Source organism: Eudoraea sp. (assembly GCF_039969275.1).
GTDB lineage: Bacteria > Bacteroidota > Bacteroidia > Flavobacteriales > Flavobacteriaceae > Eudoraea.
Genome location: NZ_JBDVOC010000003.1, coordinates 559,936 through 572,790 on the forward strand (window position 1 = coordinate 559,936; position 12,855 = coordinate 572,790).

The following is a 12,855-nucleotide window of genomic DNA, read 5'->3' on the forward strand; positions in this document are numbered from 1 at the left end:
CCCAAAATTCAACTTTGTTACTAACATTTGAAAGAGCATAAAGAACCATAATTCAAAATTATAGAATTAGACAATTACTAAGGAATATTGCTTTTACCAAACATTGGATCGATAAAATTCAGGTTCTCAAAATAAATTGCATGTAACGGTTCGAATAAAAGGCGTAGGGCAAGTTCTTCGCTCCAAAGTATCCAACCGTTACATGATTGAGTAAATGCACCATGTTTAAAATGTTCTGCAATACACCCTATGACTATTATTTATTGTTAGAAACAGTTTTTCTATTCACCAATATTTATTCCGGCAACTTGAATCCGCTTTGAAACTGGTCCACACATGAACTATTGGGAGCTTTTGATGGATTATCAATGAATTCCTTCATCATCATGATGCCACATGGACCAAAATCGATGGGTGAATGGGCGATTCCTGGAAAAACATATAAATATGAATTTTCCAGATTCTTAGATAAATCCCTGGCGTAATTTGGAGGACAGACATGGTCCATTTCGCCACTAAGTATTAAGGTTGGCACGTCTGAAATTAGGGTAATATTATTTTTTTGTAAATCATTGACCTTCCATACTTCCTTGGCATGACTCAAAAAATAGGGTGTAAAAAGCATCATTCCACAACCTTTTACATAATCAGCATATTCATTATTCAAAGGAATATCTCCCTCTTCAAAGTTTGAATACTCAGATAGAAGTATGCTTAATGATAAACCATAGCTGAATTCATTTAATGGGAAAATCATTCCAGGATTCTGAATGATCTTGCTGTATTCGCCAGAAAGAATTTTATCTAAGGTTGCAGGAATTTGAGCGTCCCAGTACATCATGCCGAATAGCCATACGGAAAGCTTATTTCCGCTGAGTGGAATTTTATACATTTCTCCATTTTCCCCATATTCTATGTATAAAATATCCGGGCTTTCATTAAGTCTTTTCAGTGTTGATAGAAATCTGTTTTTCAAATCGGGATAGGCCTGGCTCAATTCAGGATCGTTCTCACATTTTTCAAATATGTCTTCCAGTGCCTGGATGCTGTTGGTGTGCATCCCCGGCATGGCTTTGTTGATATCCACAACTGCATTCATGGTGACACTTACCAGATGCTCTGAATGATTCATAAGAAGGTGCTCGGTGACCAGTGTTCCAAATGACGAACCAAATATGGAGAACTTTCCATAACTGAGTTGCTCCATCACAAATACAATGTCGTTGGCAATCTCATAGTCATTGTATGCAGAGAGGTTGACGCCCTCTTTCCCCAAACGGTCATATGCAGATTGCAATGTAGCCATGTATAATTCAATGGTTTTCTCTGCAGACAGGTGTTTATCAGCGAGGTATAGTTGCAGGCTGTCGATTTCAGGGAGCATTAAATTTGGTTTCGAATATTTTAGCCCTCTTAATTCAATAATTACAATATCACGGTTGTCGAGAAAAAGGGCGCCCAAATCACCAAATAAATCCGGAACAAAATTGTCAATATCAGACATTCCAGGTCCGCCTGTAACCAAGACAAGCGGCTCGTGGGTTGCAGAATCGCCTTGACACTTGTGAATTGCTATGGCAAGTTCAATTGTTTTACCAGTGGGGTTTTCATGGAGTTCTGGCACTTCCATATAACCATAGGTAAATTTGCCACTCTCTTCAAGACCTTCTGGTACATCTATCGGGCAAGTTGCCGGAATAAATCTACCGGTATCACTTTTCTTATTACACCCTACAATTAAATTTGCAAGAACTAATAAACTTATAACTACTATTTTGTTCATGTTTAAAATTTTATCAGAAATTTTGGAAATCTGAGGTGAATTCAAAATTGTTTCTAACAATTGTATTTGGTAATAGGTAATTAAAGCGATTAGAAACGTTTAAATTAGAATGAAAAAGGTTTGATAAGTATGATAAAAGTCATAAGTGACAATTTATATCAAAATTGGGGATACTATTCTCTAATTGTTGCGGTAAAATGGGCTATTAATAAGAATTTCCGAACCCTAATGAGTAAAAAGCTATTCATCTCTGATTAATTTAGTAGTACACATTAGACAATGCCACATCTGTTATAGTATGATGTGGATGCTTACTCCCTCACTACCCTTCCAACTAAGGCTTTCAACGGATCAAAATGCTTGACAACAATAACGGTTTTATTTACCCCTTTTGCGATTTCTACCGGGATGCCACCAAATAATATTTTAGGATAGATACTCCTGCCGGCGGCACCCACCATAACTGCGTCATAATTTTTGGCCCCTTTAACAATACCATCTACTACAGAATCGCTTTCGATAACGGTGCTTTTAACATTCGTTAATGGAGGCATTTCAGGATCGCCATTGACTTTCAAAATCCGCTCTTTAGCAGATTCAAGGCGCTCATGGATTACTTCCATTACCGGATTATCAGTTTCTTCAGGAGATACCTGGCAAACCGTAATAGAACCATCCAAATTCCGGGCAATTGCAGCAGCATACTGCTCGGCACATCGGGCGTGCTCACCACCGGCCGAAGGGAGTAAAATGTTGTGAGGCAGAGTATTGCCTACCATCTTAACAAGCATGATATCTGAACGGGCATGGGTAATGATGTTCTCTGTGATATGACCCAAAAGTCGCTCCTTGCTGGTGGAATACCCCTTCCATCCAAAAATAATGAGATCGCAATAGCGCTCACGAGACGTCTCGAGTATGGCTCGTGCAACATTATGACCCACCCGGATTAGAGCATGTGTGGGTATACCTTGATTTTCGGCAATTTTCCGTATAGATTTTAGCCATACTTCATCTTTTTCCACATCCTGCTCCGAGAAGGCTGTGGGTGGTAATTGTTCGGGTATACGGATTACACGCAGCAATAAGATCTCACCATTTTTAGCTTTGGCTACCGCAACTGCAAGCTTAATGAGGCTTGCTGCCGTATCAGGATTCGCAATAGGTACAAGCACCCTAAACCGTTCTTTAACCTGTGTGCCACGGCCAAGGCTGTGGGCAATATGCGAGGTACGACCCGGAATGGCAGCTTCCTCAGTCTGGGTTCCTTTCCAGGCAATAAAAGCAAACATACCCATTACCAAAGCACTAATCGCCAAAATAAAAGGAATGGGATGCTGGAATATTTGGATGATAAGATAGATATTGGCCAGGATACCCAGAATGGGTAGTAAGGGTACTAAAGGTACCTTAAAAGGACGCTCAATATCAGGGTATTTTTTTCGATGAATAATCAGTGCAGCATTCACAAATATCAAGGCCAATAATAACACCGTATTTGCAAAATAGGACAAATCCTCGAGGGGAAGAAAAAGTGCAAAAACCATAATGGCCCCTCCGACAGCTAAAACTGCCATAATCGGGGTACGGGTTCGTGAGTTAATAATCCCTATTTCTTTAGGCATATGTTGCAGACGACTCATTGAAAGGATTACCCTGGACCCTGCCATAATGGAGGCATTGGATGCTGAGATCATAGAAAATATGGCTCCGGCAATAATGACGTAGCCCCCAACATACCCCAAAAATTTCTGTGCCGCCTCCCCCATTGATGCTTCTGTATATTCATGCAGTCCTGCGAATAGAACTACCAATACGACCATCGTATAAAGAACGGTCACCACGGCCATAGAAATAAAAATTGCACGGGGTATATTTTTTACCGGGTTTCTTACCTCTCCTGCAGATGCAGCTATAGCCGAAAATCCGAAAAAAGTAATAAACACCATTGCCGCAGTAGAACCAATTTTAACAAAATCCGTACTCATTCGATTCAATACCTCGTCAATTTCTACATAAGACAATCCGCCAAAAATGAACCATATCAATAAAAGTACTTTTACCCCCGTGATAATAATCTGGAACTTACCGCTCTCTTTGGTTCCCTTCACATTAAGCAGGGTTAAACCGATTAAAAGGACAAGGCCTGACAAGGACTCTAATGGGCTGTGCCAGATAAACTCGTTAAAATAACTGGATAGACTGGCAATATAAAAAGCACAACTCGAGGCATACCCCAAAAAGAGTGCCCATCCTACAAAATAGGCCAGCGGTGAGGAATAGGTTTTGCGGGCGTACAAATATCCTTCACCTGTTCGCGGATATATAGATACAAATTCGCAATAGGTCAGGGCTGTAAAAAGTGCAACAATAGCGGCAAGAAAAAATGAAATAATCGCGGAAGAGCCCACATTGCGAATAGCTAATCCAGATAATGTGAAAATCCCGGCGGCTATCATGGTTCCTATGCCAATAGCCAGGGCAGAAGTGATTCCTAAATCCCTGCTTAGTTCGGTTTCTACTCGGTTACTTCCGAGTTGTTCTTGCATAGCCTTAGTGAGTTTACCTAAACTAATATAGGAACTTTTTGGTATTTAATTATGGTGTTTACTGGATAACATAATCGTTAATATCTGACTTTTTTGAATAATTTCCTTATCATCTCTAAACAAAACCCCAATTGGCGCGAGCGTCACGGAGCTGAATGAAGTGAAGTTTTAAGTAAGAAGTGTGAGGTGTGAAGTTTGAGGTTAGAGGTATGAAGTTTAAAGTAGAGGAAAAAGGTTAGAGGTGCGAAGTAGGAAGATCGCCATTTAACCAATAAGAGAACACGCCCTAATCAAAATTACAATTTCCAACTTCCCAATTCCCACCTTCTTATCGCCTCCTTCCCGCCTCTTACTTCATATTTCGTATATCTTACTTCGTACCTCGTTATTCCACTACCCTAACCTGCTTACCTTATCAAGTGGTCGATACCCATTGACTTCAGTACGCTCCTCTGATTGACCGTTACCATATATAGTAATAATTTCAATTATAGCATAAACCTGTTCTAAAAGTTCGAACAGATGTAATTAGTTACTGGCAAGATAAATCTGAACAAAAAGCAGCGTATCCATGTAGATATGGGCAATAATCAGCGTCCATAGCCTTTTCTTTAGCACAAAATAGCTAATTCCCATAGCCAAACCCATAAATCCGGTTTGGACCATCCCCATAGCACCCCATTCATAATGAACTAACCCGAAGAAAACCGAACTAAGAAGTACCGCTATTAGCTTACTATATTTGAAGGATTGTGTTATTTCAACAATGCGATTGATTAAAAATGCGCGGTAAATTACCTCCTCAGCAAAAGAAGAAATGAAGTATACTCCCAAAAGTGACAGAAGGAGCCCCCCCAGATTGTCTTTTAAAAAATCATATCTGCTGAAATCCGCACCTTCGGGAATCCCGGTAATATTGGCCATAATAATGGAGCCCAAAACAAAGAAACTGACACCAAACAGAAATACCACCAAAGATTGTCCAAAGACGCGGAGGCCTTGCTTTAGGCTAACCGGATTGAAGGTCAATCCTAATTCTTTCCAGGACTGTCCGCGTAGTTTCAAACTCGTCCAAATCATTGCTAACATAAGGAGATTAGCAACCCAGACAACACCATAGCTGCGAATTAGATCTTCACCAACCCATGAACTGGTAAATTTAATGAACAAGAGGGCCGGAAGAAATACCAACAACATTTCGCCAAAGCAGTATAACCAATCCTGCTGGTCGGATTGTACACTTTTCATTTTAGTTTCCATCTTATTTAATTTTTAAGTAAGACTCAAAACTATTGTACAGAAAAATGGAAATCGACCGTCTTCAGGAAAACGGACGAAATAAATACGACTATTATCGCAAAATTTATGTCTAACTAGGTTTGGGATAGACTTTTTTTAAATTCGGATGGAGTTTGACCGGTCAGTTTTTTGAATTCCTTATTGAAGGAAGATTTAGAATTAAATCCGGCCTGAAACATGGCTTCAATTATGGTTATTTTCTTATCAGGGCCTTGTAGAATTGTTTTTACCTCTTCACAGCGAAAGGTATTTATGAAATCATAGAAGTTTTGATCAAATCCCTGATTTATTACCTGAGAGAGCGCTTTTCCACTTACGCCTAATTCCTCGGCTAAATCTTTACTATTCAGATCCGGATTCAGGTAGAGTTGATCTGTCAGCATCAAATTGGTAAGCTGATTTTTGTAATTACTAATATCAACCGGACTAAGATTAGACATCGCATACTTTTCAGTTTCTTTTTTAGCAATCCCGGAAAATATAGCAGGTTGATTTAGTGCTTTTACCAATATCAGATTAATGAAGTAGAAAGTTACAAGAAGCAATACTGTGACCGAAACATACAGGAATATCCTATTGCTTAAAATTGGTGTCAGGTTATGAATCATTGCAACAACAGTGATGATAGTAAATGCCCGTAGCATAAAATTGAGCCAGTCTAGTTTAATCCCGTCTATACTGGAATACTTATCTTTTATTACTGCATGATACATTTTGATTGTGCGCCAGGATAACCACAAATAGTATAATATATGTAAATATATAAACAGACCAATGCCATATACCCAGGCAGGAAAATCTGCGGTGGTAATTTTTAACGCAATTTCAGGCCCGGACTCCTTGTCCAGGGAAACAATTAGAAATAGCACAAAGCATGTATATATGGCATAAGGCATTAAATTCCACGCATCGCGCTTTTTAAAAGCAAAGTCGTGGAATACCACAGCCCGGCAATAGAAATACAGAATAGGGCCATACAAGAAAAAAAAGGCATCATCTAACAGATGAACCATTGGGTTGGGAAATATGAACCCGCTAACTCGGGCTGCAAAATCTATCAGATTAATAGCGAACAAAAAAAACAATAAAGCCAACAGTCTATTGTTTCTTTTAATTCCTTTTTTGTGCATAAACAGGTAGAGCGCCAAGAACAAAAATTGGAAAGCTACCAGGATAGAAAGCAATGCGCCCAGGTTGTATTTCATAACAATTAAATATAAGCAAATCTCTATAAAGGAAGAGGATATCAATAGGTCATCCATACGTATTTATTGTAATTTACTCCCCCCCTAGCTAAAGCGTCACGCTCTTGTCGTACGAAAATGAATCTGCTTTTTTATATTTATGAATCTAACAAACCTGACACTTGCAAGGGCCACACCTGTTACTCTATCTAATGTGTACATATATAACGTAATGTACTATATAGCTCCTAAGAAGTACGCACTTTGGGTATAACCAAAATAAACTATCTTAGATTACATAAGTGGGAGTTCATCAATAACTATATCCCATTGTTAGCTATAATCTCAAAAGATCATGCAGAAACTTTTAATCTTGAATTCGCTTTTGCTTATTAGCTTTCTATCTCTTTTAAGATTATCAGCCCAACCCGAATTAAATGCTGCCAAAGTTGACAGGAATGTAGTATTTGGTATGTACTCTGGCCTGGCGTTACTTATGGATGTATACTATCCGGAAAACCCTAACGGTTATGGTATCATTCATATCTCCGGAAGCAGTTGGACAAGGGGTTTAAGCTTAGATGCCCGTATGCTCAACCACATGAGACATGTGAAACTTGAAGGGGAAGTGTTTGTTGAGGCTGGTTATACCTTATTTTCCGTAAATCATAGAGCAGTACCCCGCTTTGTTTATCCAGCTGCGGTTGAAGACGTACAAAGAGCAGTTCGTTTTATTCGGTATCACGCAGACAGATATGGAATCAACCCGGCTAAAATTGGTGCTATCGGAGGTTCTTCCGGCGGACACCTTGTTTGTATGCTAGGTGTACTCGATGGAAATGAAATTCTTGAAGATGACACCCCCGTTAATAGAATAAGCGCAAAGGTTCAATGTGTTATAGCCAGGGCAGCGCCTACAAACTTTTTGGGTGAAGATATTGGAGAATCATTTTTAGGCGCTCGGGTAAGAGATAAACCTTCAACCATTGAATACAAACGAGCATACCAGGCATCGCCGATCAACCATGTATCTACTGATGATCCACCATTTTTATTAATTCATGGTGATAAAGATCCAGTAGTGCCCTATGTTTTGTCGGAAAATATGTATAATAAACTTTTAGAGATGAAGGTTAAGTCGAATCTAATTACTGTTGAAGGTGGTGCCCATGGACCTGGGGTAATAAATTCACCCGGGGTAAGGGAAAAGATGGTACAATGGATGGACCTGCATTTAAAACATTGATAGGAGTTGAACCTTTGATGAAAAATAGCTAAAAAAAAATTAAACGCCAATAAAACAGGCGTTTGTTAGAATCCCTGGTGTCATTCTATCCTAAATAAGATAATCAAGCATTATATTTAAAGTGAGATAATATCATTATTTTTATATGTACAATTATTCTATATATGTCAGATCAGGATCACAGATATGCAGCTATTATGTTCACCGACATTGTCGGGTACACGGCACTGATGGGTTCTGACGAAGACAAGGCGCTAGAGATCCTCAAGAAAAATCAGAAGATACATACCAAGTTGATAAATCAGTTCAATGGCACCCTCATTAAAGAAATGGGTGATGGGATGCTAATCAGTTATCATTTAGCATCGGATGCTGTGCGGTGTGCTATCAAAATCCAGAAAGCATGCAATGAACAAGGTATCCCTCTGAAGATAGGGATCCATGAAGGCGAAATGGTTTTTGTTGAAGCTGATGTATTGGGTGATGCTGTGAACATTGCCTCCAGATTGCAGGAAGATTCCAAAAAAGGTGACATCCATATTTCTTCATCCGTGCACAAAAATGTTAAGAACAAAGCAGGCATTACTACAAGTTTTGTTGAAGAAAAGACATTCAAGAACGTGGATGAACCTGTTAAGATTTATAAGGTAAATGTAGAGAAAGATGAATCACCAGAAAAGGATCCAATTCGATTAAAACACCCACCCAAGTTGGCGGGCAGGAAAGTAATGATAATTGGTGCAGTGATAATTACCTTGCTGCTGTTGGTATATATTGGCTATCAGTACAGCCTAAATGAACCACAAACCTATCCTCCAACGACTGCGGAGGCCGAGATTAACAAATCTATTGCGGTATTGCCGTTTGTAAATATGAGTAATGATCCTGAGCAACAGTACTTTAGCGATGGTATCATGGAAGCCATTCTCAATGATCTCTCTAAAATCAGGGAACTCAAGGTTATATCTCGTACATCGGTAATGCAATACCGAAATACTAAAAAGACCATTCCACAGATTGCAGAGGAACTTGGAGTAACTTATTTACTGGAGGGTGGTGTTCAAAGATCTGGTGGGAAAGTGAGGATCAATGCCCAGTTGATTAATGCTACACAAGATGCACATGTGTGGTCGGATAATTATGACAGGGAGCTGATCAACATTTTTGAATTACAAAGTGATATAGCTCAAAAAATTGCTTCTGAACTCAATACAGTATTGTCCCCAAGTGAAATAAATGAAATACAGGTGCGTAGTACAAGTAATCCAGAGGCCTATAATTTGTACATGATGGGTCGTTATTTCTGGTACAAACGCACAGGAGATGCGCTAAGAAAGAGCATTGATTATTTTGAGCAGTCCTTGGCTATAGACCCGGAATACGCTTTGGCTTATTCAGGACTGGCCGATGGCTATCTTATGAGGGTGCCTTATGACCATTTACCCATGGATATCGGCTTCTCCAAAGCGAAAGAATATGCACTTAAAGCTCTTGAAATTAGCCCTAATCTTGCCCAGGCGTATGCCACTCTCGGAACAATTGCCAAGAGAGAATGGCAATGGAATGAAGCTGAGTCAAAACTTAAACGATCCATTGAGTTAGACCCAAATTACATAATGGCCCGTCACTGGTATGCAGAATATTTATTCATTTTTGGGCCCTCTGATAAACTACTTGAACAGATAAACACTGGACTTAGGCTTGACCCTTTTTCCTTTCTAATGCAGTCACAACTTGCATGGTACTATTATGATGAGGGTGAATTAGATATGGCGCTTGAAGAATTAAAGACGCTACAAGAGTTAGATCCATTTGACATTAGAGAGTCTCACATTGATATGTTCAAGATTTACCTAAAACAAGGAAAAGAGGAAGAGGCTTTTAATAGCTTAAAGAAGCATTGGGCAGCACATAACTATATGGAAGGGCGAGTGCATTTGGCGGAGGATATATACAAAAGACAGGGAATGAAAGGTCTTATTAGTTGGATGGTAGAGTTTGATGTTAAATGGCCAAATATTTGGCCCCCATGGGTGGCAATATTATACACCCTGCTTGGAGAAAAGCAGTTAGCATTGGATTGGCTTGAAAAATCATATGAGTCTAGGTCCTCGGATCTGCCAGAGATCATAAAAAGTGCGGATTACGAGATTCTTAGGTCCGAACCAAGATATCTTGAACTGCTTAAGAAAATGGGATTGAACGAATGGTTGCCAGCAAGCTAAATGCCATATTTTACAAAGAGATACGAAAAGCCGCTATTGCTCTTAGCAGTCATTCAAAAATTCACATTGTCAAGATTACTGGACTTGTTTCCTGGATAGTCGTACTATATGAGTGCAGTGTCTTCTTAGCCCCTAAATAAGTGGTACAACAAAAAGATAAAGTGCATTAAATACATTTTATCAAGGTCGTTATCCATTTAACCTCCTAAATGAACAACATCTATTGTTCTATACAATGTGGGGTCTAATTGGTCATAAAATCTATATTGTGTTTAACTATGAGGGTAGTTAAGGATCGCTCTTGTACAATTATTATCTGCTTTCTGCTTCCCAGGTTTTGGTTGCTGTTATGTTGCCATTATCGTTTAAAATTGCTATCTTATTAATCCATGACTGAACAAAAACGTCAACTCCAGGCCATAATGTTCACGGACATAATTGGCTTCACAAAAATGATGGGCAGCGATTCAAAAAAAGCCCTGAACCTTGTTAGTGACAATAGAGCCCTCCAAAAACCACTCATAGAACAGCATGGTGGAAAATGGTTGAAAGAAATGGGAGATGGGGTACTAGCCAGTTTTACCAGTGCTTATGATGCCGTTAAATGTGCTATTGCTATTCAGCAAAACGCTAATAAAGATTTAAAAAGTAAAATTCGTATTGGTATTCACCTTGGGGATGTTACTACCGAGGGAGGTGATGTTTTTGGAGATGGTGTAAATATTGCTTCAAGGTTGGAATCTATAGCTGATCCGGGAGGCATATATATATCTGATTCCGTTCATACCTCGATTAGGGGTAATAGTGATATAATATCAATATACCTTGGTGAAGCACAACTTAAAAATGTAAGTGAAGGGATTAGAACACACGCCATAATAGGAGAAGGATTGCCACTACCATCTAAAACTAAAGTTAAAAATCTTTTCAATTCAGTAACAAAACCCAGATCGATATTTAAATCTGTTTCCTTTTATAGCATATTAATAAGTGTTCTGATTATAGGAAGTTTGCTACTTTGGAATAGGTTTTTTAAGAACAACATTAACGATATCCAATCATTGGCAGTACTTCCTTTTTCAAATCACACCGGAGATTCAACTCAGGCGTACCTTGCCTCAGGGATGCACTTTGGACTAATTGGTGAGATAGGCCAATTAGGGTCAATACAGGTGATTTCAAGGACCTCCACCTTATCCTATGCCAAAACAGAAAAAACTATTAAAGAAATAGCATCAGAATTGAATGTTGACGCAATAGTTGAAGCTTCACTGCTAAGAGCTGATGATCAGATCAATATTCAATTTAATTTAGTAAATGCATATCCTGAAGAGCGTCAAATTTGGTCAAAAACTTATGAGATAGCAAATGAAAATATTGTTAACCTATACAGTGAGGTGGCCAAAACTGTTGCGAATGAAATTAATATTAAACTTACCCCTCAGGCAAAAGACCTGCTTAAGAAAACATATTCTGTAAATCCGGAAGCATATGAATTATATATTAAAGGGAGAATCAGCCTCGCTTTACTAACACCTAAAGGAATCCAGGACGCGGAACAGTATTTTTTGAAGTCAATAGAGATAGACCCTTTATTTGCTCCTGCTTATGGGGGATTATCGGGAATTTGGATCGCTAGAAAACAATTGACTCTCATATCCCCAGAAATAGCTGATCCAAAAATGGAAGAATACCTTGCTAAGGCCTTTGAACTCGACAGCACAGATGCTGAGGTTTGGCGCTGGCAGGCCGCCAAATTGGGAAATACGGATTTTGAATGGGAAGCCTGTAATAATGCATTGGATAAATGTCTTGAATTAAACCCTAATTTTTCTGAAGCCAGGGCATTTTATGCGCATATTCTTATGATTCAAAACAGATGGGATGAAGCATGGGAACAAATGAACAGAGCCACGGAGACAGATCCTCTTAGTCCTTTGATTCACGGGTTCCGGGGTGTTATGTTGGTACATCATGGAAAATATGAAGAATATATGAGCTTATATGAGACTTTGGATAACCCAGCCTTTGCCAATATCCTTCTTTTGATCTCCTTCACACAAACAAAACAACATGATAAGGCAATTGCGCATTTGAAAAGGATTATCCAGTTAGGTGGTCAGGATGACATTCTTAAAATACTTGAGAAAGCCTATGAAAGTGGTGGTTTTAACACAGCTTTGAACGATACTGCCGATGCCTTGGCAAAAATCAGTGACGCTACGCACTTGTGGACTGGTATAGTCTTGCCGCTATATCTCTTAACGGACAATAGAGAGAAATCACTGTATTGGATGGAAAAAATGTACATCAGAAGAGATCCGAATCTACCCTATTATGCTGTTATAGGACCCCTTACAAAAGCCTATCAGGAGGAACCTAGGTATATTGAAATTATGGAGAGAATTAATCTTAGGTAAAGGAATTTCATGCACTAATGAGAACCTTTACCCCAACCACCCTTCTCTATCCAAACTCCGGTACTAAATGGCTTCAATGATTCACCCGAATGTGTAACTCTGAAGTACGTCCACCATAGTGACGTTAACACCTTACAAATATTTGCGTA

General features: G+C 39.0%; 7 protein-coding genes. 3 read left to right on the forward strand and 4 right to left on the reverse strand.

What is annotated here, in order from left to right; translation table 11 throughout:
* Window positions 1–295: 295 nt before the first annotated feature.
* The 4 genes from ABJH90_RS03415 to ABJH90_RS03430 form a co-directional block, all read right to left on the reverse strand.
* Window positions 296–1,783 (reverse strand): alpha/beta fold hydrolase, encoded by a 1,488-nt coding sequence (locus ABJH90_RS03415; RefSeq protein ID WP_348142481.1) that lies wholly within the window; start codon window positions 1,781–1,783, stop codon window positions 296–298.
* Window positions 1,784–2,094: 311 nt separating this feature from the next.
* Entirely contained in the window at window positions 2,095–4,332 is a 2,238-nt protein-coding gene (locus ABJH90_RS03420; protein WP_348142484.1) for an amino acid permease, read from the reverse strand.
* A 528-nt stretch (window positions 4,333–4,860) separates the two neighbouring features.
* A complete protein-coding gene (locus ABJH90_RS03425; protein ID WP_348142487.1) occupies window positions 4,861–5,592 on the reverse strand; it encodes a CPBP family intramembrane glutamic endopeptidase in 732 nt (243 codons plus the stop codon).
* A gap of 113 nt (window positions 5,593–5,705) precedes the next feature.
* Window positions 5,706–6,836, reverse strand: a complete 1,131-nt coding sequence (locus tag ABJH90_RS03430; RefSeq protein ID WP_348142490.1) for a helix-turn-helix domain-containing protein — start codon at window positions 6,834–6,836, stop codon at window positions 5,706–5,708.
* A gap of 334 nt (window positions 6,837–7,170) precedes the next feature.
* Between ABJH90_RS03430 and ABJH90_RS03435 the strand changes: the two genes are divergently transcribed.
* The 3 genes from ABJH90_RS03435 to ABJH90_RS03445 all read left to right on the forward strand — a co-directional run bounded on the left by ABJH90_RS03435 (window position 7,171) and on the right by ABJH90_RS03445 (window position 12,706).
* Window positions 7,171–8,061 carry an alpha/beta hydrolase gene (locus ABJH90_RS03435; RefSeq protein WP_348142493.1) on the forward strand — a complete coding sequence of 297 codons (891 nt, stop codon included), beginning with the start codon at window positions 7,171–7,173 and terminating at the stop codon, window positions 8,059–8,061.
* Between the two features lie 164 nt (window positions 8,062–8,225).
* Entirely contained in the window at window positions 8,226–10,286 is a 2,061-nt protein-coding gene (locus ABJH90_RS03440; protein ID WP_348142496.1) for an adenylate/guanylate cyclase domain-containing protein, read from the forward strand.
* A 389-nt stretch (window positions 10,287–10,675) separates the two neighbouring features.
* On the forward strand, window positions 10,676–12,706 hold the full coding sequence (locus ABJH90_RS03445) for an adenylate/guanylate cyclase domain-containing protein (protein ID WP_348142498.1): 2,031 nt from the start codon (window positions 10,676–10,678) through the stop codon (window positions 12,704–12,706).
* Window positions 12,707–12,855: the final 149 nt, after the last annotated feature.